Source organism: Rhizobium sp. Root149 (assembly GCF_001427345.1).
Taxonomy (GTDB): domain Bacteria; phylum Pseudomonadota; class Alphaproteobacteria; order Rhizobiales; family Rhizobiaceae; genus Neorhizobium; species Neorhizobium rhizoryzae.
Genome location: NZ_LMGD01000023.1, coordinates 557,964 through 583,568, shown reverse-complemented (window position 1 = coordinate 583,568; position 25,605 = coordinate 557,964). Strand labels below are relative to the sequence as shown.

Genomic DNA, 25,605 nt, shown 5'->3' with positions numbered 1-25,605 from the left:
GCGGAACAGATCTTGAAGGCGCAGCGCCGCCGCCAGATCATCAGTGCTACTCTTCGCTATGGCGTGCTGTTTTCCGTTGGTCTGGTCATGCTCTATCCGCTGATCTGGCTGATTGGGGCGTCGTTCAAACCCAACTCGGAAATCTTTGCGGGCGCAGGCTTCATTCCGCACGAGGGTACGGTGGCCGGTTACGTCAACGGTTGGCAAACCTCGACGCCCTACACGTTCGGTCGCTTTTTCTGGAACACGTTCCTGATCGTCATTCCGAAGATCATCGGCACGGCCATCTCCTGCACCGCCGTGGCCTACGGTTTCGCCCGCTTTGATTTTCCGGGCAAGAAGATCCTGTTCGCTTCCCTGATCGCGACGCTGCTCTTGCCAAACGTCGTGACCCGCATTCCGCAGTATCTCCTGTTCCGGGATCTGGGTTGGCTCGACAGCTTCCTGCCGCTCTGGGTTCCGTCTGCGTTTGCGGGGGATGCATTCTTCGTCTTCATGCTGGTGCAGTTCCTGCGCGCCATTCCGCGCGACATGGAAGAGGCCGCCCGTGTTGATGGCGCTTCCACCTGGCAGGTTCTGCTGTTCATCGTGGTGCCGCTTCTGACACCCGCCCTGATCTCGGTCTGCCTGTTCCAGTTCATGTGGACGATGAACGATTTCCTCGGCCCGCTCATCTACATCTCGTCGGTCGACAAATTTCCTGTCTCGCTGGCGCTCAAACTCTCGATCGATACCACCGAAGCCTTCGAGTGGAACCGCATCCTGGCCATGTCCGTGCTCACCATCATGCCTGCGCTGATCGTGTTCTTCGTGGCCCAGAAATACTTCATCGAAGGCATCTCCGCCGGTGGCGTGAAAGGATAAGACGATGGCTCGCTTGCAGCTTAGAAATCTGGAAAAGGACTATGGCGGCTTCAAAGCCGTGCATGGGATCAACCTCGATGTGAATGACGGCGAGTTCATGGTTCTGGTCGGGCCATCCGGCTGCGCCAAATCCACGACCTTGCGCATGATCGCGGGTCTCGAGCGGGTCACGGGCGGAGAAATCCGTATCGGCGACAACCTCGTCAACGACAAGGCGCCCGGCGAGCGTGGCATTGCCATGGTGTTTCAGAACTATGCGCTCTATCCGCATATGAAGGTCCGGAAAAACCTTTCCTTCGGTCTGCGCCTGAAGCGTCGTCCGAAGGAGGAGATCGAGCAGGCGACCCGCGACGTGTCCAATATTCTCGAAATTGGGGACTATCTGGAACGCCTGCCGAAGCAGCTTTCTGGCGGGCAGGCGCAGCGCGTAGCAGTGGGCCGCGCGCTCATCAAAAAGCCGCAGGTCTTTCTGTTCGACGAGCCGCTATCGAACCTCGATGCCAAACTTCGCGCCTCGATGCGCGTTCGCATCACCGATCTTCACAAGCAGCTGAAAGCAGACGGTCTGCAATCTACCGTCGTTTATGTCACCCACGACCAGACGGAAGCCATGACCATGGGCGACCGCATCTGCGTGATGAAGGAAGGCCGCATCATGCAGGTGGCCGACCCCGTCACACTCTATAATCGCCCGGCCAATGCCTTTGTCGCAGGCTTTATCGGCAGCCCTGAAATGAACCTGCTGGAAGCCGATCTGGCAGATTCAACGCTTTCCATCGGCAGCCAGCACCTTCCGCTCGGATCGGACGTCATGGCCCGTCTGAGCCAGGGTGCAGCTAAGCGCCTGACGCTCGGCGTTCGTCCGCAGCACTTCCGCGTGGCGTCATCCGATGAGACCGGCACGCTTGCGGGCAAGGTTTCCCACGTCGAGTTCATGGGCCACGAGGTCTATCTCTACGTGAAGGTCGAGGGCTCTCAGGTCATCGCCGTGGTGCCGTCTGCCCAGTACGATCGCAGTAAGATCAGTGGCGATACGGTCTATCTCGCGCCGCAGTCGGAAAACATCCATTTGTTCGACCGCGTGAGCGGCGAAAACATCTCACTAGCCAAGCTTGATTAAACACGTTCGGGGAGGAACGACCATGAAACTGACGAAACTTCTACTTGCTACAGCCTTCGCAGCCACCAGCCTTGGGCAGGTCAGCCAAGCTGCTGATCTGCGCATGTCCTGGTGGGGTGGCGACAGCCGACATAAGGTAACACAGGAGGCCCTGAAGGTCTGCGGTGACAAATATGGCCACAAGATCGCTGCTGAATTTACCGGTTTCGATGGTCATCTGGAGAAGGTGACGACACAGATCGCAGGCGGTACCGAAGCCGACATCATGCAGATCAACTGGCCATGGCTGCCACTCTTTTCCATCAAGGGTGATGGATTCGCCGATCTCAACCAGTTCAAGGATGTGATCGATCTCAGCCAATGGTCCGCCGATGATCTTGCCGCTGGCACGATGAACGGTAAGCTGAACGGCCTGTCTGTATCGACGACGGGCCGCGTGTTCATGTTCAACAAGACGGCGCTCGACAAGGCAGGCGTTGCAATCCCGACCACCTGGGACGAACTTTTCAAGGCCGCCAAGGCGGTGAAGGAAAAGATCGGGCCTGATGCCTATCCGATGAATGCGGTCAAGGAGACCGCGGTTCTTCTGATCTCGCTGAATGCGACACAGTCGACGGGCAAGGATCTTGTCGATCCTGCAACGAAGAAGGTTGCCTGGAAGCCTGAAGAACTGGCCAAGGCCATCGATTTCTACGGCAAGATGGTCAAGGAGGGTGTCGTGATGTCGCAGAAGTCTGTCGCGGCAGAAGGCAACCTCAACCTGTTCGAAAGCCCGAAGTGGGCGGATGGCCGCATTTCCGGTTCCTATGAATGGGATTCGACCTTCTCCAAATATGCTGACCCACTGAAGGGCCAGAAGTTGGAGCCTGTCGCCATCCTGAAGGCAAGTGATGCGAAGACCGATGGTGTCTACCGCAAACCTTCCATGGTCTTCTCGATCTCGAAGCGTTCGAAGGATCCGAAGGCTGCTGCCCAGATCGTCAACTGCCTGCTGAACGAGCCGGAAGCCATCAAGATCCTCGGTACATCCCGCGGTCTTCCCGCCAGCAAGATTGCAGCCAAGACCTTGACGGATGGCGGTAAGATCGAGGCGGAACTTCTGAAGGCGCATGACATCATCGTCAAGGCCAGCGGCCCTACCGTTTCCCCGCTGAACGAGCATCCGGAAATCCGCTCCGTCTTCCTCGATGCGCTCGAAGAATACGCTTACGGACAGATTGATTCCAAGGAAGCTGCAGAAACCATCATTGATGGCGTGAACGGTGTCCTGAAGAAATTCTGATCCTCCCAGGGCCTCGCGCGTAGATGTCGCGCGGGGCCGATCTCCCGTTTTCCGAGGACCTGTCCATGTCGCGACTAGCGCTGATTGCCGTGAGCACCCGCACGGCGACTATCAGCATTGATGCCGAACAGAGCCACTTTTTCCTGCCCGCATTGGTGAACTGGCGTCTCATCAACGATGAGAATGAGACCGTTGCCACCGGAGTTGCCGATCAGGCCGTATTCACGATCTACGACCTGCAACCTTCGACACGATATCGACTTGTGTGCGACAAAGACGAGCTCGACATCAATACCAGTAGGGAGAGCAGGCTCGTCAACATCGTCGACGAGGGAGCATCACCGGAACTGGACGATAATGCGCCACGCATACAGGCGGCGATCAATACGCTTCCGAATGATGCCACCCTTGTCATTCCCGCTGGTACGTTCCGCTCAGGGCCTCTGTTTCTGAAGAGCAATATGACTTTGCTTCTGGAGCAAGGTGCTGTTCTGCTGGGTCATGAAAACCGGAAGCACTATCCTATCCTGCCTGCACGCCATGCCGATGGTCGGGTTCTTGGAACCTGGGAAGGGGTGGCGGAAGCCTGCTTTGCCAGTCTCATTACTGCCATCGACTGCCAGAAACTGAACATCACCGGAGCCGGGCTGATCAACGGTGGCGCCGATGCGGCCGATTGGTGGACGTGGCCGAAGGAAACCCGCGATGGCGCCCGGCGTCCCCGCACGCTGTTCGTTTCGCATTCCGACCATGTGCAAGTGACCGGTCTGACGATATGCAATTCACCCTCCTGGACAGTTCATCCCGTCTTCTGTCGGGACTTTCTGGCTGCGGATCTGCGCATATCCAACGATCCCCATTCGCCCAACACCGACGGTTTGAACCCGGAATGCAGCCGGGATGTCAGATTGGCGGGCATTCATTTCTCCGTCGGCGATGACTGTATCGCCATCAAGGCGGGCAAGAGGGATCCGAAAGGTGGACTGGACCAACCCTGTGAAGGCATCCTCATCGAGAATTGCCATATGCAGCGCGGGCATGGCGGCGTCGTGATCGGAAGCGAAATGAGCGGCACGGTGCGCGACGTTACCATCCGCAGATGTTCTCTGCGGGAAACCGACCGCGGCCTACGCATCAAGACCCGGCGCGGACGCGGTGGTCAGGTGAGCAATATCTCACTGGATGATTGCTACATGGACCGGGTTGCAACGCCGCTCGTGATCAACGCATTTTACTTCTGTGACGCGGACGGAAAGTCCGATTACGTTCAATCCCGCTCGCCGCTTCCTGTTACCGATGCTACGCCGAAGATATCCGGAATTCATCTTCGAAATGTCGTGGCGGACAACGTGGGCACTGCCGCAGCCGCATTTTATGGCCTGCCAGAAGCGCCCGTGACAGGAATCTCAATCGAGAACTATCGGTTCACATTCGATCCGAATGCCAAACCGGATGTGCCGGACATGGCCTGCGGCTTCATCCCCCTTCGTCATGGCGGGATCATTGCCGAAAATGCCGCATTCGATCGCCGTGATGGGATCGTCCTGACTCCTTCTTTGCAGAGTGTTTCCGCATGAACATCAACCTGCCTGACTATTTCGACGCCTATGCCCGAGACTACAGCCTCTACAAGGGAGGAGCCTCCTGCTACGAAGACGGCTGTCTTTATCGCGGTCTCATCATGCTGCACGAGGCAACGGGCGAGGAGCGTTGGTTCCGTCATCTGAAGCGGCTCGCAGACGCTCAGGTCGGCCCAAACGGGGAACTGGCTGGCTACACAGTTGACGAATACAACATCGACAACGTGCTTCCCGGTCGTGCGTTTCTCTACCTTGCGGGGCGCACCGGCGACGATCGCTATCGCAAGGCGGCGGATCTGCTGGCGAAACAGCTGGAAAAGCATCCCAGGATTGAGGCCGGACCACATTGGCACAAGCTGCGCTACCCGCATCAGGTCTGGCTGGACGGCCTTTACATGGCTTTGCCATTCAAGGCGGAATATGCGGCTGCCGCTCGGCAGTCCAGGCTTGCCGAGCAGGCACTTGGCGAAATGTTGACGGCTCTTCGCCTGACTGAAGACAAGGATGCCAATCTCTATCGCCACGGCTACGACGAATCGCGGCAACAGAAATGGGCAGATCCGGCGACAGGTCTTTCACCCGCACATTGGGGACGCTCCCTTGGCTGGTTGGCCATGGCGCTTGTCGATCTGATCGATGCCTTGCCACCGGGAGCTTCCACCAATCAGCTTTCTGCCAGGTTGCTGTCCCTGCTGCTGCGGCTACAGGAACTGCAACTTCCCGATGGTCGCTGGCTGCAGGTCATCGACCAGCCGGAACTCGCCGGCAACTATGCAGAGAGTTCCGCAACGGCGATGCTGGCCTATGCGTACATGAAGGCTGCGCGCCTGCCCGGACTTTCACCCGCTTTGGCAGATACCGGTCAGAAAGCTCTGGATGGGTTGATGACCAACGCCATGATCAAGAACGCAGATGGCCGAACGGTTCTCGGCAACATCTGCTGCGTGGCCGGGCTTGGTGGTTTCGATGGCAATTACCGGGACGGTACGCCTGAGTACTATCTGACCGAGGTTTTGCGCGATGACGACATCAAGGGCGTTGCACCGCTTATGATGGCCTATTCGGAATTCGTCAGCGCGGGCGATGCCATGGCAGGGCAGGATAGGATAACTGCATAGCCGTTTGCCTATAATTCGTGGATCTGAACATCGGGAACCACGGATCTTGCAATATCGCATAAATGCCGGTGGTGGGTCAGATAGATCACCTGACCCATGGTCGCCATCTGTCCGAACAGCCGGAAAACCTCCTCGGAACGCGGTTCGTCGAATGTTTCCATGATGTCGTCAGCGACGAAGGGAATGGACGGGCGAACGGCCGCGAATTCTTCGTAGCCCGCAAGTCTCAGTGCCAGATAGAGCTGGTAGCGCGTACCGGTCGACATGGCATCCGATAGCTTGGAGCCTCCATCCCTCGTTACGCCGATCAGAATTTCCTTGCCGCCATCGGGCTGGGTGCTGAGGCCTGAATATTCATTTCGGGTCATCTGCCGGAACGCAGCAGAGGCCTTGGTCATCATCGAACTGCGGTGTTTCTCACGATAAAGGCTCAATGCAGTCTCAGCAGCCATGGTGCCAGCGCGCAACCGAAGATAACGCTGGGCCTGATCCTGAGTATCGAGAATGATGGTCGCGCGTCGTGCTTCAAGGCGAGCCACGGCATCATCGCCGCCAACCGCGTCGATCTTGTCCTGCGCACGCGTCAGTTCTGCGTAAAGTTCGCGCGATCGCTGAGACAGGTTCTCAATCGTTTGCGTCAACTGTTGAACATCCGACGCCGCGCGTTCTGCATCCAGGTCAGTCAGCATGCGAACAGCATCATCCAGGCTATTCACAGACAGCATGTCTAGCAGTTGATGGCGAAGTTCGGCCGCGCGTACGTCCAACCTGTCGCGCTCTGCGGCCCGCTCCAGATGTTGGCTGACGGCCTCAAGACTTTCGACCCCAAAGAATGACGTGAATTCTGCCTTGCGCGATGCATGGGCCGCAAGCCTTAGATCGACAGCTTCCAGCGCTTCCTTCTGCCTTCCAAGATCGGCCATCCGGGACTGCCGGTGCAATTGCAGCTGTTCCACTTCTTGTCTGCCACGTTCCAGTCGGCCGGCAAGGGCGATCACATCCTCATCAGTCTCAGTCCAGCCGACAGATGCGCCAAGCTCTCGAACCTGTTCTGTGAACCGCGCAATGTCCCGTGCCATCAGTTCCGTGCGATGGGCCAGCTGATCGCGCTGTCCAATGAGACGGGGCAGATCTGCCAGTCGATCGAGAATGCCGCGCACCGCGGCGGGGTCCGTCTCGTCCGCGAACCACGTCCTGTTCAGCGCATTGGTCCACTCTGCGTGCCATTCATCTTGCGCCTGGCGCGCGTTCGCCAGATCCTGCTGGCGCTCACTCAAATCACGCTTCAGCTCGCCAAGTCTGTTCGCTTGCTGGTGCCGCTCCCGGGCCTGTTCCTGACCTGCAGCCAGCCAGTGGCTGATGGTGTCGAGTTTGCCCTCGAAATCAGCTGGTGAAGTTTGAATGTCTGGAATATCCGAAAGCAGCAGGTTCAGTTCTTCTAGCTGCTGCCGTTCCGTTTCCTGTAACTCCTCCACTTTATCGTTGGCTTCGGCCCAGCTGTCGTAAGCGGAAAGGTAGTCTGCCCGCGCTCTGGAGAAACCTTCGATCCATGAGATCACAGCCGGGATGTCAGCTTCCTTTCCACGCTCGAAAGGCAGTACCTCCATCAGACGATGCAACAGATCCGTTCGTTCCTGGCTGATCTCGGCGAGAGCCTCTTCGGTCTCCCGTAGTTTCACCGCGAGCGCCTGCCGCTCTTGCCGCAGCCGCCGCCACTCAACCAACTCCCCGGAGTGGGAAAGACGGCTGTCGTTGACCTTGTCGTACTCTTGCATCAAGGCGTCGAAGGCCTGCGCGGTCTCCGGAGTTAAACTCCTTAGATGCTGCTGCCATGCCTCGTTTCGACGCTGGCGTAGCGCGGCGGCGGATGCGTCATCAAAATTTTCCGCCTCGCTACGCGATGCAGCAAGACGCGCCTCCGTCTCCGCAAGCCGCGTGCGGGTTTCGCGCAGGCTTTCCTTCATGCGGGCCGTCTGCCGGTCCAACTCCGCAGACTGCTGACGCCAAGCCTCCATCTGCCGAGGTTCGGGCACTCTCAGAGACCTAAGCTCGTCGGCGGTCCCCTCCCAGGGCAGAAGAGCGGTCGCGGTCTGTTCTACCTGCCGCCGTAGTCGCTCCAATCCCCGTTTCTCCAACGTGATAAGGGAACGAGTGTCGCTTTTGCGAAGCCGCTCGAGGACCGCGGTCACCTGCCGGTCCTTTCTCTCATCACGATCGGACGAGGAATGGTCCGCCAGTTTTACGGCGGCAAGTTCAATGGCGGCTTCAATGCGTTCAACTTCGCGCTGAACGGTCTTCAACGTCGCACTGATGCCAGATCGGGTTTCGATCAAATCGCGAAGCTTGCCCGTGAGGGCCGGTGAAAGGATAAGCGTCTCAGGCTGATTTTCACCTTCTTTGCCGAGAGCCCGCAGAGCCTGCTGCAGAAGTGCCTGACTTTCGGCCAGCTCAAACTGCCGTTTCTCAAGATCCTTCACACCGGTGATATGGCGCGCCTTTTCCACCGTCAGCGCAGAGATTGCATCTGCTGCATCGCGGATCTTCGTGTCGATCGCAATTGCCGCAATCTCATTTTCAAGGCGCTCGATAGATGCCGCAAGACCGGCCCTCTCTGTTTCCAGCTGCGTTTCATCGCGCATAGCTTCGGCAAGAAGGGCGGCCCATTCTCTGGGCGGACGCGGAAGATCTGCAAGGGGCGCCAGAGCTTCTTCCGTGCGCCGCAGTTCGCGCAGCAAAGGCAGCGCCCGCAACTCCGCCTGTAATCTTAACGCCTCGACCTGCGCGCCTGAAAGTTCTTGAAGGACTGCGCTGTAATTCTTCTGGACTTGATCGCGGGTCGAAACAAGGCCGGCGAAGGCCGGGGCATAGGTGTCGATCTCGTCCCGCTCCGCCTTCAACCCAGCCAGTCGTTGCTTCAAATCGGCCAGTTGCGTGGTGCGGGCTCGCTTCTTGTGGAAGGCGAAAGCCTCTTCTTCGGTTGCGTTCAAAACGCGGCTCAGTTCGGCAAGGCCCGCGCTTGCGGAAAACAGAAGCTCCCCCAGATCACCCTTGCTTTCAACAATCGCACGTCCGCCATCCTGCAGCGAATGCTCATCCAGAGAAAACATGGCTCTGTAGGAGTCGCGCGTCAGCCCGCCCAGTGCAGATGCAATAACGGCTTCCGGCAGTGGTTGACCAGAGTGATCGAGGAGTGCGTTTGTCCGCTTCTTGATGCGAATGAAATCCTGTCCGCGACCGTCGATCTCCAACCGCCCGCCAATTTGCATGGCGCTATAGGCATGCAGAAAATCGTAGGAGCTCTTGTCAGGAATACCGAACAGCAGGTCGAGATAGGCGGAGAATGCCGTTGACTTTCCCGCCTCGTTGAGACCGTAGACGATATGCAGATCAGGCAAACCTTCGCGACGTGCTCCAAAGTCGAGCACACGATCGGTAAACTTGCCGTAGCGCGTGAGATCGAGCCGGGAAAGACGCATCAGTTCTTCTCCCGATCAACGGCGGCCAGTCGGGAAAGGATGTCTTCGCTACCTTGTGTGATCAGCTGATCGACGAGGCTGTCGAAACTTTCGGTATCCTTTCCCGCAAACTGCCTTGCTTCTGCGGGAAGATCATCAAGAAGCTGGGTGACGAGCTCGCGCACCTGTTCCCTGTAACCCGCCGAGGGGATGACCTGACTGTGAATAATCTCCTTGAGCTCAACCACTGGATCTCCACCTGACGCGCCGACAGGCGCCGACGGTAGGCGCACATCCAGCTCAAGCTTTTCGATCCAGACCCGTCCGGTCCTTTCCGCGCGCTGTTCGGCTTCAGCCAGAAGCAGATCCATGTCACGGCGCATCGTCCAGGCCAGAGGCGTTTCGCCAATCAGACGCAGACGCGCAACGAGATGACTGGAGAGAGTACGCGTTCTTTCACGCTCCAGAGTGGAGCTGATGTGTTCGGCGAGATCGGTCCATTCCGTCAGGCCTGACACATCGACGTCGATGCGAGAGAACTGTGCAATGCTCGTGAGGCGTTCTTCGATCGTCAGACTACCGTCGTCCTGAACAGTCACCAGCGTGACGCTTTTTTCTCCTGCCTCGTTGATATCACGCCCCTGCGGCATGCCGGGCATGATGACCGTTCGTTCTCCGGCGTGATGCGTCCGCTGGTGAATATGGCCAAGAGCCCAGTAGTGAAAGCCGGAGGCATGCAGTTCGCCGACGGAGCAAGGTGCATAGAGATCATGGCCTGGCGCGCCAGCGAGGCTCGTATGCATGATGCCGATGTTGATTGCGCCGGAAACTGCCGGTTTGTATTTCGGCAGAAGGCTTTCGGGAGCCTGTGGCTTGGCAAAGCTGAGGCCCTGGATGACGACCGTGTGGTTCCCGGCGTTCAATTCAACACTTTCGGCGCGCCCGGAAAATACTTTGACCGAAGGCGGTAGTACCAGTTCCTGGGTGATGCGGGATAGAGCATCGTGATTACCGCGGATCTTGAAGACGTTGATATTCGCCTCATGCAGCCGCTGCATCTGCGTCGCCAGGAATCGCGCAGTCTTCATCGAGGTCTGGTCGCCGTCGTAAAGATCTCCGGCGATGATCAGCGCATCGACCCTCTCTTCAAGGCAGAGATCGACGATACGCACAAGCGCTTGCCGTGTGGCATCGCCAATGAGTTCTGCCAGCTCCGGATTGCGCAGTGAAAGGCTACGCAGCGGAGAATCGAGGTGGATGTCGGCTGTATGTACGAACCTGAAAGCCATGCTCCGGTCTAGCCGGAATAGTATCAGCATTCAACGCCTATCGATCTTTGCACACAACCATGAATCGGTATGGGCTAGCGATTTCCATCCATCCTACTTTTCGTTGACAACGGCTGGTTTCTCACCATATTCAGCGCAAATTCCGAGGGGAGCACCTGTACGGTGCTGAGATGGCGGTGAGCCGGACCCTTGAACCTGATCCGGGTCATGCCGGCGTAGGAACGGAAAATCGCTCGCAAAGCGCTGCTTCGCTTCATCCGCTGATCCTGATCGAATGTGATGATCGGGGAGCGGGCCGTGGCATATTGCCCTGCCGACATGTTTGACTGCTGGACGTCGCGACGCCGTGAGTGGCGCGCATGACGGTTCAACGAACGCTGCTTGCTGTCATTCTTCTCCTGCTGGTGTGGCAGGGTGTCATCGTTCTTCTGGAGCCGCCGCGCTATCTCTTGCCAACGCCCATGGCAGTGCTGGATGTCTATCTGAAACAGACAGGCTTTCTCCTCCATCACAGCCTGCTGACGGCTAGCGAGATTCTTGTTGGATTGGTTCTGGGTGCGCTGCTCGGTGCTGGCACGGCGCTCGCTGTTGCAGCCTTTCCAAGGACTGGGCAGATCGTGTGGCCGCTTGTGCTGGTCCTCCAGGCCTTTCCGGTCTTTGTGCTCGCGCCATTGCTGGTCATCTGGTTCGGGTTCGGGATAGCCTCGAAAGTGGCGATGACCGTCATCATCATCTTCTTTCCGGTGGCATCTGCGTTCTACGATGGCTTGCGCAGAACTGATGGCGCCATGCTGGATGCCGCGGCGCTGACGCAGGCGAGCCACTGGCAAACACTGCGATATCTACGCCTTCCGCTGGCACTTCCATCCCTGATTTCCGGTCTGCGGATCGCTGCTCCGCTAGCCCCGCTGGGCGCGGTTGTTGGCGAATGGGTAGGCGCGGCGGGAGGGCTTGGCTTTGTCATGATGCAGTCCAATGCGCGTCTTCAGACCGATGTGATGTTTGCCGCCATGGGCGTGCTGGCGCTTTACACGCTGGCTCTCCGTCTCGGGGTGGACCGCTTGACGGTGGGCCTTGCTCCCTGGGCGCGCGAGCTCAATCACTCAACTCCTTCTTTTGCCAAATTCAAATCGGGACTTTCTTCATGAAACGCTTTCTTGCAGCGCTCGTCGCGCTGGCTGCCCTTGCCGTGCCTGCGTCTGCCTATGCCGCAGACAAGCTGAATGTTTTGCTGGAATGGTTCGTGAACCCGGATCATGCGCCGCTGGTTGTGGCACAGCAGAAGGGCTATTTTGCGGATGCAGGGCTTGAGGTGAAGCTCATTCCGCCGGCGGATCCCTCTGCCGTCCCGCGTCTGGTGTCGACAGGCGAGGCAGATATCGGCATCCACTATCAACCCAACCTCTATCTCGATACTGCCGCCGGCTTGCCTCTGGTGCGCTTCGGTACGCTGGTCGAGACCCCGCTGAACACGGTGACGGTGCTGGCCAACGGCCCGATCAAGTCGCTCAAGGATCTCAGAGGCAAGAAGATCGGTTTTTCCGTTTCCGGTTTCGAGGATGCAATGTTGAAGCGCATGCTGGCCGGGGAGGGTGTTCAACTCTCTGACGTCGAACTCGTGAATGTCAACTTCTCGCTCTCGCCAAGCCTGATCGCCGGGAAAGTGGACGCCACGATTGGCGGTTTTCGAAACTTCGAGCTGACCCAGATGCGGATCGAAGGACATGAGGGCAAGGCATTCTTTCCCGAGGAGCACGGCGTGCCGGTGTACGACGAGCTCGTTTTCGTGACCCGCAAACAGCTTGTTGCCGATCCCCGTCTCCCGCGCTTTCTCCAGGCCGTGGAAAAGGCCGCAGTTTATCTGACTAATCATCCGGATGAGGCTCTTGGCCTCTTCCTCAAAGCCTATCCGGATCTGGACAATGAGCTGAACCGGAAGGCTTTCGTCGACACGCTGCCACGTCTTGCCAAACGGCCTGCGGCGCTGGACCGTACCCGCTATCAGCGCTTTGGCACCTTCATGGCCGAGAGTGGCTTGATCCCCAAGGCGCCTGCTGTGGACGATATTGCCGTGGAGCTGAAATGAGTGACGTCAAGCGGCAGCCGACTGCTGTAGATGCCGGCGCGATTCTGGCCCGTGTTCGCGCCCAGCGGCCGCGGGTTCACTGCCTGATGAATACCGTGGTCCAGAAGTTTACTGCTGATGGTATCACTGTCGTGGGCGGCATACCTTCAATGACTTCGTCCCGCGATGAAATCGCCGATTTCGTGGCGAAGGCCGATGCGCTGACCATCAATCTCGGCACATTAGATGCTGAGCGTCGGGCCGTGATTCGTATCGCAGTCGATATCGCGAATGCCAGCGGCAAGCCGTGGATCATGGATCCGGTCCATTGCGATTATTCACCGGGCAGGCTGGAGTTCGCTCGCGAACTCATTTCGCTCGGTCCCACTATCGTGCGCGGCAATCGGGCAGAGATGAGCGTGATATGCGATACGCGCGCCAGCCTTCGCATCCAGACTGGGCCGGTTGATGAACTGGCTGATGGCGAACGGCGTGTTTCGATCCGCAACGGTCATCCCTGGATGGCGCAGGTTACCGGTACCGGATGCCTCTCGGGTGGCATCATTGCCGCCTTCATGGCAGTTGAGCCCGATGCCTTGACTGCTGCGGCCTGCGCGCTGTCCGTCACCGGCAGTGCCGCCGAGATCGCTGCCACCCATGCACAGGGACCCGGAACATTCGAACCTGCCTTCCTCGATGCACTAGCCTCGCTGGACGAGCATGAACTTAATCAACGGGCAAGGATCGAAGCATGAGGCAGGTAGACTATCGATTGAACGCCATTGTCGACGCATCCTTAAGCGATGTCGGTCACCTGCCGGAACTGGCAGCGATTGCTGCGAAGAGCGGCGCCACTATTCTGCAGTATCGCGACAAATCCGCGTCAACTCGGCTGATGATCGAGCGGGCTTCGGCCATCCGGCAGGCGATTGCCGGAACAGGGGTTCCACTCGTCATCAACGATCGGGTGGATGTCGCGATCGCCTCTGGTGTCGATGGTGTCCATCTGGGCGCAGAGGACATGGATGCCGAAATGGCCCGTCGCTTGCTGGGGCCGGATGCGATCATAGGCGTGACGGTCAAGAAACCTGTCGATGCCGCCTATGCGGGAAGCGCGCCTGTCAATTACGCCTGCATCGGCGGCGTGTTCGAAACGCTTTCGAAGGTCAACCCCGATCCACCAGTCTGCCTGGAAGGTCTGCGCGCCTTGCGTGACCAGATCCGTCAGTTGAACCCGTCTCTGCCGGTCGGAGCGATTGCGGGAATTTCGATGGAGCGTATCGGCTCGGTCATCGCGCAGGGGGCAGATGGTGTTGCGGCCATTTCCGCCCTGTTCAGGGCGCCGAATATTGCCGAAGCGACCGCATCCTTTCGCAAGGCTGTGGATGCAAGTTTGAAGGATAAAGCACGATGACTGCCATTGCCCTGACCATAGCCGGATCAGACAGCGGGGGCGGCGCAGGTATTCAGGCTGATCTGAAGACCTTTTCCGCACTCGGAGTTTATGGCGCCAGTGTTGTGACAGCGATCACGGCGCAGAACACCCGCGGTGTGACAGCCGTTGAAGACATATCACCCGCCACGATCGCAGCACAGATGCGAGCCGTCTTTTCGGATCTTCCGGTCAACGCCCTGAAGGTCGGCATGGTTTCGCGCAGTGAAACTATCGCAACCATCGCCGACGAACTCGCCGCCTTTGCGGGTCCGGTCGTTGTCGACCCGGTCATAGTTGCCACCTCTGGCGATAGACTGCTGCGGGAAGACGCGATCGAAACGTTGCGAACGCGGCTTATACCGCTCGCTGCAGTCGTGACCCCCAATCTGCCCGAAGCAGCCTTGCTGACAGGCAAGCCGGTTGCCAAAAACGCAGATGAGATGCAGGTGCAGGCGAGGGCGATCTTGTCCCTTGGCGCAAAGGCCGTTCTCATCAAAGGCGGGCATGGCAGTTCGGCTGAAAGTACGGATTTCCTGATCACCGCTGACCAGACAGTGGTTTTGACAGCAGAGCGGATCGAAACCACCAATGATCACGGAACCGGCTGTACGCTGGCTGCCGCGCTGGCCGCGGAACTGGCAAAGGGAGCCTCCCTCGAAGATGCCGCCAAATCCGCGAAATCTTATCTTCATGCTGCCTTGAAGGCGGGCGTGGCGTTGAAGGTTGGTTCAGGCCGGGGGCCGGTCCATCACTTCCATGGCTGGTGGCCCGCTTGATTGCGGGCTTTCGGGATAGGCTGGAGCGGTCGCTGGGGAATGCGCTTGCAGGCCTCATGGCAGTCCTGCTCGTGCTGGTGCTGGCCAATGTTGCCGCCCGCTACCTGTTCCGGACCGGCTTTCTCGGGCAGGAAGAATTGGCGATCTGGCTGCATCTTGCGCTGATTGCCTTGGCGATCCCGCTTGCCTATCGCGGACCCCTTTCGATGCGTTTCGATGTCTTGCGGCGATGGCTGCCAGCCTCGTTCGCAACGACCTTCGATGTCGCTGCCGACGCAGTCTCGGTTACAGCCGGGCTGGCTTTGGTCAATGGGGCGTTGTCCAGCATTTCAGCGATTGGTGGGGTATCGCCCACGCTTGGGCTGCCGGAATGGATCCGGTTTTCCTTCTTCGTCACCGGTGGTGTGTTATTGCTCGCCATGCTTTGCTGCGATCGCGTGCTTACCGGTAGGATAGGAGGGCTGTTCGTTTCGCTGGTGATTGCCGGACTGCTTTATGGGTCATCGAAGATCGCGACGGTTGATAGTGATTGGCCGCCCAGCCTTTTTATGGCGTTGATCGCCGGGGTCGGGCTCCTGGTTTCGGCACCACTGGCACATGCCTTCCTCGCAGCCGCCTGTTTCGCTCCGTTATTCGGAGGTGTATTGCCGGAACCGGCACTCGTGTCTTCTGCCATCAATGGAATGTCGCGCTTCCTGCTCCTGTCGATTCCCTTCTTTCTGCTGGCCGGTGCCTTGCTCACGGTTTCCGGCACCGCGGAGCGACTGGTTACCTTCGCTGCTTCCCTTGTCGGTCATCGAAAGGGAGGACTGGCGCAGACTGTCCTTTTGACCAGTGTCATTTTTTCGGGCGCGTCAGGCTCATCCGTCGCGAATGCCGCCTTTGGAGCTTCCACGTTTCAGCCGCAACTGGTGAAAAATGGCTATCCGCCTGCGCAGGCGGGAGCGATCATCGCTGCCTCTTCCGTGCTCGACAATGTCATCCCGCCCTCTATTGCATTCCTGCTGCTGGCCGCGGCGACAAATCTCTCGGTCGGTTCGCTGCTGACCGGAGGATTTTTCGCGGGAGGTCTGATGGCGCTCTGTCTGGCGATTGCGATAAGCCTGTCCGTGAAGGCCGGTCCATCCATGCAGAAGGCGAGCACTCGGCAAAGGTGGAGTGCGGCCAAAAGTGCAATTCCCGCATTTGGATTGGGTATTATCGTCGTTGCCGGAATCCGCTTTGGCATTGTGACGCCGACGGAGGCCGCAGCGCTCGCTGCAGGCTTCACGCTTCTGCTGTCGTTCGCCGCGCGTTCGGCTTCAAGCCGTATCTGGTCCTGTTTCCGTCAGTCGGCTCTGGAGGCGGGAGCCATCGGTCTGTTGATCGGCTCTGCCGCACCGTTTGCCTTTCTGCTTGCCGTCGATGGCGTGGCAGCTTCGCTGACGGAAATCGTTCATTCGCTCGGCAGTTCGCCGGTGCTCGTTCTGTTGATGGCGAATCTTGTTCTGCTGGTCGCCGGTCTGGTGCTTGATATTGGCGCAGCGATCCTGCTGCTTGGTCCTATCCTTGTTCCGGCGGCTGCCGCAGCCGGTCTCGATCCGATCCATTTCGGTGTCATTCTGGTCGTCAACCTGATGATCCATGGCCTGACCCCGCCACTCGGCATGCTCATCTATGTCGTCTCGGGCGTAACGTCCGTTCCCGCGTCACAACTGTTTCGCGCCGTCCTGCCTTATCTGGCTGCGCTGCTTGTATCCGTGTTTTTACTGTGCCTCGGCACGTTGCTTTTCTGAAAGGTCTCAGAACATGTCTTCCATTTCGCGCCGTATTTTTGTGAAGAGCACCATGACCGCTGCGCTGGCGGCACCGTTTCTGGCGCGATCGGCAGCCGCCAAAACGACGACGATCACGGTTGCCTCTCTCCTTGGCGAGGACAAGCCTGAGACAAAGATCTGGCGCTTTATCGCACAGCAGGTTGAAACGAAACTGCCCGGGCGCTTCCGCTTCAACATCGTGCCGAACGGCGCGCTGGGAGGGGAGAAGGAAGTGGCAGAGGCGAGCCGCCTCGGTTCCGTACAGGCAAGCCTCTCGACCGTTTCGGCTCTTTCCGGCTGGGTACCAGAACTTCAGATCCTTGATCTACCCTTCCTGTTCAAGGATCCGGCACATCTTCGCCGGGTCGTCACAGGAGCAACCGGATCGGAGCTGCAAGCGAAACTCGCGACACAGAATTTCATAGCATCTGCGTTCATAGACTACGGCGCCCGTCATCTGCTCACGAAGGAGCCGATCACGTCGCCGGATGCCCTCCGCGGCAAGCGGATCCGGGTCATTCAAAGCCCGCTCCATACCAAGCTCTGGAGTGCCTATGGCGCTTCTCCCATCGGTATTCCGATCACGGAAACCTATAACGCGCTTTCGACCGGCGTGGCGGATGCCATGGATCTGACGAAGTCGGCCTATGCCGGGTTCAAGCTCTATGAGGTCGTGCCGTACCTGACGGAGACCGCCCACATCCGCGCTTCGGGCGTGGTCTATTTTGCGGCGAGTTTCTGGGGCGGGCTGTCCCCGGAAGAGCAGGCAGTTCTGACCAAGGCTGCGCAGGACGGTGCGGAGTACTTCAATCGGCTGATTGTCGAGGATGAGGCTCGGTCCATGGAACAGGCTGCTGCAAAGGGTGGAAAGGTAATCCAGCCGGAAAACCTGGATGCCTGGAGAAACGGCGCCAGATCCGTCTGGAATGAATTCAGTGCCATCGTTGGCGGCATGCAAAAGATCGAGGCCATAGCCTCGGCCTGAATCTCCGTGTTCATTGCTTCACAGATCAGCTTCCAATCCGATAGAACGGGATGATGGAAACGAGTCAAAGTGAAGAGCAGGATACGAAGCCCACGCCACGCATGCTGGCCTGGGCCAAGAATTCTGCGGCCTACCGTCTTTCGAAGCGGATGATGACCGAGCGACAGTTGGCCGATGCTATTGCACGCAAGGCGCGCGAAAAATTCGAAGGTATTACTGCGGAGCAAATAACTGCTCTGGCAGCGGAAGCTGTCGCATTTGGTTACAACGTGAAGGCGCTGGACGACAACGCCTATGCCGATATTCGGACGCGTTCGTCGCAACGCGCCGGCAAATCGAAGAAGGCAATCCGCCAGACGCTGGTGCAGAAGGGTGTGGCCCGCGAAATTGCCGACGAGGCGGTGAGCGAAGCAAACGACCTCGTGGCAGCCGTCATCTATGCCCGCCGCCGTGCCTTTGGACCCTTCAGACGTACGGAGCTGGATGACAAGCAGAAGGCGAAAGAGCTGTCGGCCTTTGCCCGCCAGGGTTTTTCGTTCGAGGTTGGAGCCAAGGTATTCGCCATGGATCGCGATGAGGCGGAAGACCTGCTCTCAGAGCAATCCTTCGGGTAGACGCAAAGAGAAAAAGTGAACGCGGCCGACCGAAAAAGCGTCGAAAAATTATTGTTTATATTCAGGTATATGGTGCTCCGCCGCCTTGATTTTGATGGGCAAATTTCGCCGCCCTGCAAGCTCGCCTCGACTTCGATCTAAAGGAGCCATTAACCTTTATTTTTTACTCATAGTGATGCCATTTTGTACGCGGTCGGTATCATGCAATTCAATCGAAACAACTTCCCCAATTCCCTCCAGAACGAACCCTCTGTGGAGCCGGATCCGCAGGGTCAGCCCGTTCGGGATAACCGGATGACGACCGCTCAGCGCCCGCCGCAGGTGCCGCTGGATCAGGCGCCGTGGCAGGCCGCATTCAAGCTGGCGCCGAATGTTCGCTTTACCCGCACACCGGAGAGCGCTATTCCCAAGCGCATGCGTAATGAGCTCTCACCGCTGGCGCCGGAAGAGCGCAAGCCCGCGGCGGAAAGCCGTCTGGTTGAACCGCTCGATATGGCAAAGCCCCAAGCGGCGGCGGAAACACTTGCACCGGAACTCCTCGTCAATGCGCTGCAGGGCGCAGCGCAAGCCATGCAGCAGCCTGTTGCCAACCAGCAACCGGTTCAGCCCAAGGTCCGGCCGCAGCCATCACCACGAGCCCTGATCGTGAAGCGTGCGCGCCCGAACTATCAGCCGGAAGAGGCCGAACAGAAGCCGGATGTAGCGCCAGCCGAGGCCCCGGCACCTGTTGCCGAAGCGGTGCAGCCATCAGCGCCGCAGAGCCCTGAGGTTTCCGTTCAGCCGGAATTGGCACCGCCGATGACTGCAAAGCCGGAAACCAGTCTGCCTTGGCTTTCCGATTTTGCGTTCTTCGAGGGGGATTTTGCGGTGGCCGACGTCGCTGTGACCTCTGCTCCTGTCGCGACACCATTCCTGCCGCGTCGTCCTGCCGAAGTCATTCGCCAGCCACGCCCGGCATTGCAAAATTCGATCGTTTCCCTTTATCGCGAGGTTCGGCGTGCAGAGCCGCAGAAAACAGTTGCCGCAAGCGAGCCGGTCCCGGCTCCGCAGGTTTCGGCTGCTGAACCGGTTGCACCCTATGTCGCTGTTGCCAATCAATTGACGATTTCGAATACCGTTTCCTTCAACTGGACCACGGTCTGGCAGGGCGCTCATTCGCTTGATGATCTTCCGCTGATTGCTGAAGCGACATCTCAGGCGATGGAAATTGCCGCGGAATCCCAAATTGCCGCGCCTGTTCCGGAAGTGGTGTTTGAACCGCCTGTTGCACAGGTGGCTCAGCCGCACAGAACCATCGTACCGATTTCATCGCGTCCAACCATCACGCTTCCGGGCCTTGACGATCATCGCACCGTGCGTCCGAGCGACGAGAATTACGAGTTCCCGCCGATCTCTCTTTTGCAGCAGCCCTATGGACAGCAGACCGAGGCGCTGCAGCCTGATGCGCTTCAGCAGAGCGCGGGCCTTCTGGAAAGCATTCTGGAGGATTTCGGCGTCAAGGGTGAAATCATCGATGTTCGCCCCGGTCCTGTGGTAACGCTTTACGAATTCGAACCGGCACCGGGCGTCAAGTCATCCCGCGTCATCGGTCTGGCCGACGACATCGCCCGTTCGATGTCAGCACTTTCGGCGCGCGTTGCCGTGGTCCCCGGACGTAACGTCATTGGCATCGAACTGCCAAACGCTGTGCGCGAAATGGTCTTCTTCCGCGAACTCATCGAGTGCGAGGACTATTGGGAGACCAAGCATCGCCTGCCGCTGTGCCTGGGCAAGACGATCGGTGGCGAGCCTGTCATTGCCGAGCTGGCGAAGATGCCGCACCTTCTGGTCGCTGGTACCACCGGCTCTGGCAAGTCGGTTGCCATCAACACCATGATCCTGTCGCTGCTGTACCGGCTTCGTCCGGAAGAGTGCCGCATGATCATGATCGACCCCAAGATGCTGGAACTCTCTGTCTATGATGGCATTCCGCACCTGCTGACCCCGGTCGTGACCGATCCCAAGAAGGCCGTTCTGGCGCTGAAATGGGCGGTTCGCGAGATGGAAGACCGCTATCGCAAGATGTCGCGCCTCGGTGTTCGCAATATCGATGGCTACAATCAGCGGGCAGCACAGGCACGGGAGAAGGGCGAGACGATCACCGTCAGCGTTCAGACAGGCTTCGACAGACATTCTGGCGAGATCGTCTACGAAGATCAGGAACTCGATCTCTCGCCGATGCCGTATATCGTCGTCATCGTCGACGAAATGGCTGATCTGATGATGGTGGCCGGCAAGGAAATCGAAGGCGCCATCCAGCGTCTGGCGCAGATGGCGCGTGCGGCAGGCATCCATTTGATCATGGCGACACAGCGTCCGTCGGTCGATGTCATCACCGGCACGATCAAGGCAAACTTCCCGACGCGCATTTCCTTCCAGGTCACCTCCAAGATCGACAGCCGCACCATTCTGGGCGAACAGGGTGCCGAGCATCTGTTGGGGCAGGGCGATATGCTGCACATGGCAGGGGGCGGACGCATCATGCGCGTGCACGGACCATTCGTCTCCGATGCGGAAGTCGAACATGTCGTGACGCATCTGAAGGCGCAGGGACGTCCTGACTATCTCGGCACCGTCACCGAAGATGAGAGCGAGATCGAAGCAGAGGCCGAGGAAGAAGGCGCAGTGTTCGACCGGACCAACATGGGTGCGGAAGAAGGCGACGATCTTTATGAGAAGGCGATCAAGGTCGTCATGAAAGACCGCAAGTGCTCGACTTCCTACATCCAGCGCCGCCTGTCCATTGGTTACAACCGTGCGGCCTCACTGGTCGAAAGGATGGAGCAAGAGGGCCTGGTCGGTCCTGCAAACCATGTCGGCAAGCGCGAGATCATTTCCGGGCGCACGCCCGGTTCTGACGAGGGTTGAATTGGACGGGGTGGCCTTGCGCCACCCCTGTTCTCACGCGTTGCCGGCCGCCGTATAGCGGTTCTGCGGCATGGAGAGGCCCAGATTTTCCCTCAATGTCTTTCCTTCATACTCTTCGCGAAAGAGCCCGCGCCTGCGCAGTTCCGGCAGGACCAGTTCCACGAAATCGGTCAGGCTTGCCGGTAGTGTAGGGCACATCAGAATGAAGCCATCGGCTGCACCCGCCTCGAACCATTCTTCCATGAAATCCGCGATTTCCGTGGGCGTGCCGGTGATCCCGTTGCCTGTGCTTTTCTCGGCATAATGGCGGATGAGTTCTCCCAGCGTATGTCCTTGCTGGATGTAATCCGTCAGTTCCTCGAACAGCGCCTTCGAACCCTTGGGCTCGGCGGGCAAGCGTTCCATCGGAAACGGCTGGTCGAGCGGTGCGCCGGATAGGTCCGTTTCCAGGAACTCGCCCAGCATCCAGCGGCCAACATCCGGATGCAGATTGTCGATGAGAAAATCCACCTTCGCCTGCGCTTCCGCTTTCGTTGCGCCGACATTGATGACGACGCCCGGCATCATCTTCAGGTCACTGGTGCTACGACCGTATTTCGCCATGCGCCCCTTGACGTTTTCCGCAAACGCCTTGTTGCGCTGCAGGTTTGAGGCAAGACTGAAAACGATTTCGGCGGTCTTGGCGGCCAGTTCCATGCCGGGCTCCGAGCCACCCGCCTGGGCGATGACGGGGCGACCTTGCGGAGATGCTGCGATGTTGAGCGGACCCCGCACCTGAAAGTGCTTGCCCTTGTGGTTCAGCACATGCAGCTTGTTCTTGTCATAATAGAGCCCGGAGGCCTTATCGAGCACGAGCGCGTCCGGCTCGAAGCTGTCCCAGAGGCCAAACACGACATCGACGAATTCCTCACCGCGCTCATAACGCCAGCTGTGTGGCGGAAGTCCGTCGAAATTGTAGTTATAGCCGGTTTCATCGTGGTCGGAAGTCACCACATTCCAGCAGGCGCGTCCGCCGCTCAGGTGGTCGATAGAGGCAAAAATGCGTGCCAGATTGAATGGCTCGTAGAAACTCGTGGATGCCGTCGCGACAAAACCCAGTCGCTCGGTCAGAACAGACAGCGCCGATATCAGTGACAGAGGTTCGAAGCGGTTCATCTTCGTCGGAGAACGGGAAAGCGCCTCGGCATCTCCAATGGCTGCCGCCGGGGAGTCAGCCAGGAACATGAAGTCGAACTTCGCCGCTTCCGAGATTTTGGCCACGTTCAGGAGATGGTCGATCCGGTTCGCGCCATGCACATCTGCCGCCGGGTGGCGCCACGCGGCCGGATTAAAACCGAATGTATAGACAAATGTACCAAGTTTCAGTTTGTCTGGACGTGCCATGGTCTGTGCTCCAAAGGTGTTCAGGAGTTCGGGCGCAAGCCCTGGATGGGTGTAAAGTCAGCGGTCAGTCTGTGTTGATGGCCCGGATAGTTTAGCCGAACACGGGTGACAGGCTCACCTTGCCGCCAGGTCAGGCGTTGAACCACGAGGAGCGCCGAGCCCTTGGTGACCTTGAGCAGCTTGGACACACGTGCGTTGGAGCTTTCGGCAGAGATTCTGTGCTCGCCGGAGGTCCAGGCGACGTGATTGAGCAACCACGCGCCGGGTGCAAGGTCCGCAAAACTTTCCTCTGCGGCGTCTGGGGCAGCGGAAAGACTGATGACCCGTTCTTCGAGACAAAAAGGCTCGTCGTCGGCCAGATGTAGCACGGTGAGCGCGAGGAGGGCCTCTTTTTCCCGAAAGCCGGGACAGGTCGTTTCCTGCATCGTTGGGTGACGCTGGAGACGCTCGCAGATGGTGTAACGATAGGTCAGACCGTGCGACTTCACCTCATCGGCCACATCGTAAATGGCGAGGATTGCGGTTCGCGTATCCTGTCGCTTGACGACGCTTCCGGTCTTGCGTCGCCGCAGGATGAGGCCAGACTGAGCCAGTTGTGTCAGAGCCTTGTTCACGGTCATCCGGGAACAGCCATATTGTTCTGTGAGGGCTTGTTCGGAGGGGATCCGGTCTCCGGGCATCCATTCCGCAGAGAGAATGCGTTGCTCTATGTCGCGCATGATCCGCTGATGCAGCGAGTCGCGATTGCCGCTTGTATCTCTTCGAGCAGGATCCGGGATCGTATCCATTGATGTCATACCAGCATGGATGCGCCGCGATCGAGATAAGTATCCAGAAACTGCTCAAGGCGCGGGTGGCGCGGCTTGGCAAAAACGTCCCCTGGCGCACCCGTAAACAGGATCCGGCCCTGATCGAGGAAGCTGATCTGCTGCGCTACAGTCGCGGCAAAGCCGATCTCATGGCTTACGACGACCATGGTCATCCCCTCGGTGGCAAGGTCGCGCATGACGTTGAGAACTTCGCCAGTGAGTTCGGGGTCCAGTGCGGAAGTCGGCTCGTCGAACAGCATGATCTTGGGCTGCAGTGCAAGTGCGCGGGCAATTGCAACGCGCTGTTGTTGTCCGCCCGAAAGCTGGGACGGGTAATGGCCCGCGCGGTTCGCAAGGCCTACTTTTGTCAACTGCGCCAATGCGCGCTCTTCAGCCTCGGCCTTCGGCACCTTGTGCACGGTCTTCAAAGCTTCAGCAACATTTCCAAGCGCCGTCATGTGTGGCCAGAGATTGAACTGCTGGAAGACCATGCCGATCTGCGAGCGAACACGCCGGATCTGCGCAAGCGGCAGTCTTTCGCGTTCGCCGCGACTGTTCTCGAAGAAGCCGAGAGCTTCTCCATTCACGGTGATCATGCCTTCGCTCGCTTCCTCAAGAAATGCGAGGCAGCGCAACAGCGTGCTTTTACCCGAGCCGGACGGACCAATGAGGCAGGAGACCTGTCCCGCCGGAATCGTCAGGTTGATCCCTTCGAGAACGGTCGATGTGCCGAAACGCTTGACGAGATTTTGAACGGAAATGGCGGGTAGCGTCATGGTGCGGCAAACCTGTAGGTCGAAAGTCGAGCTTCGGCCGCTCGTCCCAGGCGGGCAGCGGCTTCCACGATGAACCAGTAAATCAGGGCGAGAAGGAAGATGGCCTCGAGGAAGGCATATTCCTGCGAGCCAATCGCGCTGACAGTCGTCGTGAGCTCCGGCACGGTGATGATCGACAGGACTGCCGACTCCTTCAAGAGGATCACGGCAAGATTGACCGAGGGCGGCAGCACGATCAGCGCCATCTCAGGCAGCAGAATGCGGCGGATGATTTGCAACCGTGACAGACCGAGACATTCTGCTGCTTCGACATGACCATGCGGCACTGCCCCATATCCTGCCCTGAATATCTCGGAATAATAGGCGGCCGCATAAATGCTCAGGCCCAGCAGTCCGCAGGGTATCGGATCCAGCGATATGCCAATGAACGGACCGCCGTAGTAGACGAGGAAAATCTGGATCAGGAACGGCGTTCCGCGCAACACTTCGACAATCAGACCCAGCGGCACGTCGAGCAGGGGGCTTCCGTAGCGCCGCAGGGTGGCGATAATGAAACCCAGAATGACGCCCAGCAACATCCCTGCAATCCAGAGCGCCAGCGTGACCGCCGTACCACTCATGATTTCTGGCATATGACGCAGGATGACGTTTGGATCCAACATCATTTTGTAGCTCCCGGAAGAGAGCGTTCGACATACTTGCCTGTCATCGCAACGATCGAGCAAATCGCCAGGTAGATGATGGCGGCAGACGAAAAGATCTCGATTGGCATGTAGGTTGAGGATGCGAGATCCTGAGCCATGCGTGTGATCTCCACGATGCCTACGACCGAGACCAGCGAAGAAGATTTGAGGATCATGATGGCCTCATTTACAAGGGCCGGGAACGTCAACCTGAGCGCAATAGGCGCTTTGATGCGCATGAAAATCTGCCGGGGGGACAGACCTGCCATGTCGGCAGCCTCGATGAAGCCCTTCGGTACGCTCTCGAAACCGCCACGTAGGTTCTCCGCCTGATAGGCTGCGGTACAAAGTGACATCCCGACGATGGCGGCGACAATGCTTGGTACATTCAAGCCGATGAAGGGCAGCAGATTATAAATCAGCAGCAATTGCACAAGGAGAGGCACACCTCGGAAAAAGCTGATGAAGAACTCCGCAGGGCGCCGGTAAAGTTTTCGTGCCGACAAGAGCGCTGCAGACAAACCAAGAGCCAGGATGAAGCCGATCGCGATTGAAATGGCACTGATGCCGATCGTCCAGACCGAAGCCTGTACCAGCAGGTTGAAGAGCTTGAACGTCATAGGCTCACCCGGAGCAGTCGCGCCAGGGAAGGCGCAGCTGAGAAATGG

At 58.5% G+C, this 25,605-nt stretch carries 21 protein-coding genes and 1 riboswitch; of the genes, 14 read left to right on the top strand and 7 right to left on the bottom strand.

All coding sequences use genetic code 11. The annotated features are described in order from the left end of the window. Positions 1-87 precede the first annotated feature (87 nt). The 5 genes from ASD54_RS22480 (at position 88) to ASD54_RS22460 (ending at position 5,964) form a co-directional block, all read left to right on the top strand. Positions 88-864, top strand: coding sequence for a carbohydrate ABC transporter permease (locus ASD54_RS22480; protein WP_082547355.1), 777 nt, complete (start codon positions 88-90; stop codon positions 862-864). 4 nt (positions 865-868) lie between these two features. After that, positions 869-1,984 (top strand): ABC transporter ATP-binding protein, encoded by a 1,116-nt coding sequence (locus ASD54_RS22475; RefSeq protein ID WP_062556780.1) that lies wholly within the window; start codon positions 869-871, stop codon positions 1,982-1,984. A gap of 22 nt (positions 1,985-2,006) precedes the next feature. Continuing rightward, complete coding sequence (locus tag ASD54_RS22470; protein ID WP_062556779.1) at positions 2,007-3,266, top strand: ABC transporter substrate-binding protein; 1,260 nt, start codon at positions 2,007-2,009, stop codon at positions 3,264-3,266. A 65-nt stretch (positions 3,267-3,331) separates the two neighbouring features. Continuing rightward, positions 3,332-4,843 carry a glycoside hydrolase family 28 protein gene (locus ASD54_RS22465; protein WP_062556924.1) on the top strand — a complete coding sequence of 504 codons (1,512 nt, stop codon included), beginning with the start codon at positions 3,332-3,334 and terminating at the stop codon, positions 4,841-4,843. A 2-nt stretch (positions 4,844-4,845) separates the two neighbouring features. Next, positions 4,846-5,964, top strand: a complete 1,119-nt coding sequence (locus ASD54_RS22460; RefSeq protein ID WP_162249605.1) for a glycoside hydrolase family 88 protein — start codon at positions 4,846-4,848, stop codon at positions 5,962-5,964. A gap of 8 nt (positions 5,965-5,972) precedes the next feature. On the opposite strand, the gene ASD54_RS22455 is transcribed toward ASD54_RS22460, so the two are convergent. Together ASD54_RS22455 and ASD54_RS22450 are read right to left on the bottom strand one after the other, a co-directional pair. Further along, positions 5,973-9,440, bottom strand: coding sequence for an AAA family ATPase (locus ASD54_RS22455; RefSeq protein ID WP_062556777.1), 3,468 nt, complete (start codon positions 9,438-9,440; stop codon positions 5,973-5,975). Next, positions 9,440-10,708 (bottom strand): DNA repair exonuclease, encoded by a 1,269-nt coding sequence (locus tag ASD54_RS22450; protein ID WP_062556776.1) that lies wholly within the window; start codon positions 10,706-10,708, stop codon positions 9,440-9,442. The genes ASD54_RS22455 and ASD54_RS22450 overlap by 1 nt, the downstream gene beginning before the upstream one ends. A 135-nt stretch (positions 10,709-10,843) precedes the next feature. Further along, positions 10,844-10,947: riboswitch (TPP riboswitch) on the top strand. Positions 10,948-11,067: 120 nt separating this feature from the next. On the opposite strand from ASD54_RS22450, the gene ASD54_RS22445 reads away from it, so the two are divergent. The 9 genes from ASD54_RS22445 (at position 11,068) to ASD54_RS22405 (ending at position 21,286) form a co-directional block, all read left to right on the top strand. Then, entirely contained in the window at positions 11,068-11,856 is a 789-nt protein-coding gene (locus ASD54_RS22445; RefSeq protein ID WP_062556775.1) for an ABC transporter permease, read from the top strand. Further along, positions 11,853-12,794, top strand: coding sequence for an ABC transporter substrate-binding protein (locus tag ASD54_RS22440; protein WP_062556774.1), 942 nt, complete (start codon positions 11,853-11,855; stop codon positions 12,792-12,794). The genes ASD54_RS22445 and ASD54_RS22440 overlap by 4 nt, the downstream gene beginning before the upstream one ends. Beyond that, the gene (locus ASD54_RS22435; protein ID WP_062556773.1) at positions 12,791-13,528 is read left to right on the top strand and encodes a hydroxyethylthiazole kinase; all 738 of its coding nucleotides are present in this window, start codon (positions 12,791-12,793) and stop codon (positions 13,526-13,528) included. Before ASD54_RS22440 ends, ASD54_RS22435 begins: the two co-directional genes overlap by 4 nt. Further along, the gene (gene thiE / locus ASD54_RS22430) at positions 13,525-14,187 is read left to right on the top strand and encodes a thiamine phosphate synthase (protein ID WP_062556772.1); all 663 of its coding nucleotides are present in this window, start codon (positions 13,525-13,527) and stop codon (positions 14,185-14,187) included. Before ASD54_RS22435 ends, thiE begins: the two co-directional genes overlap by 4 nt. After that, entirely contained in the window at positions 14,184-14,984 is an 801-nt protein-coding gene (gene thiD, locus ASD54_RS22425) for a bifunctional hydroxymethylpyrimidine kinase/phosphomethylpyrimidine kinase (protein WP_062556771.1), read from the top strand. Before thiE ends, thiD begins: the two co-directional genes overlap by 4 nt. A 56-nt stretch (positions 14,985-15,040) precedes the next feature. Continuing rightward, positions 15,041-16,759: a TRAP transporter large permease subunit gene (locus tag ASD54_RS22420; RefSeq protein WP_082547354.1), complete on the top strand. Its 1,719-nt coding sequence runs from the start codon at positions 15,041-15,043 to the stop codon at positions 16,757-16,759. Between the two features lie 13 nt (positions 16,760-16,772). Next, entirely contained in the window at positions 16,773-17,765 is a 993-nt protein-coding gene (locus ASD54_RS22415) for a TRAP transporter substrate-binding protein (protein ID WP_062556769.1), read from the top strand. Positions 17,766-17,818: 53 nt separating this feature from the next. Beyond that, positions 17,819-18,379 (top strand): recombination regulator RecX, encoded by a 561-nt coding sequence (gene recX / locus ASD54_RS22410; protein WP_062556923.1) that lies wholly within the window; start codon positions 17,819-17,821, stop codon positions 18,377-18,379. Positions 18,380-18,673: 294 nt separating this feature from the next. Next, positions 18,674-21,286, top strand: coding sequence for a DNA translocase FtsK (locus ASD54_RS22405; RefSeq protein WP_156379348.1), 2,613 nt, complete (start codon positions 18,674-18,676; stop codon positions 21,284-21,286). A 33-nt stretch (positions 21,287-21,319) separates the two neighbouring features. On the opposite strand, the gene ASD54_RS22400 is transcribed toward ASD54_RS22405, so the two are convergent. The 5 genes from ASD54_RS22400 to ASD54_RS22380 are packed head-to-tail and all read right to left on the bottom strand — an operon-like array spanning position 21,320 to position 25,557. Continuing rightward, entirely contained in the window at positions 21,320-22,669 is a 1,350-nt protein-coding gene (locus tag ASD54_RS22400) for an LLM class flavin-dependent oxidoreductase (protein ID WP_062556768.1), read from the bottom strand. 20 nt (positions 22,670-22,689) lie between these two features. After that, positions 22,690-23,457, bottom strand: coding sequence for a UTRA domain-containing protein (locus tag ASD54_RS22395; protein ID WP_062556921.1), 768 nt, complete (start codon positions 23,455-23,457; stop codon positions 22,690-22,692). Positions 23,458-23,462: 5 nt separating this feature from the next. Then, entirely contained in the window at positions 23,463-24,254 is a 792-nt protein-coding gene (locus ASD54_RS22390) for an amino acid ABC transporter ATP-binding protein (protein WP_062556767.1), read from the bottom strand. After that, positions 24,251-24,919, bottom strand: coding sequence for an amino acid ABC transporter permease (locus ASD54_RS22385; RefSeq protein WP_062556766.1), 669 nt, complete (start codon positions 24,917-24,919; stop codon positions 24,251-24,253). The genes ASD54_RS22390 and ASD54_RS22385 overlap by 4 nt, the downstream gene beginning before the upstream one ends. After that, a complete protein-coding gene (locus ASD54_RS22380) occupies positions 24,916-25,557 on the bottom strand; it encodes an amino acid ABC transporter permease (protein ID WP_062556765.1) in 642 nt (213 codons plus the stop codon). The genes ASD54_RS22385 and ASD54_RS22380 overlap by 4 nt, the downstream gene beginning before the upstream one ends. Between the last annotated feature and the right edge of the window lie 48 nt (positions 25,558-25,605).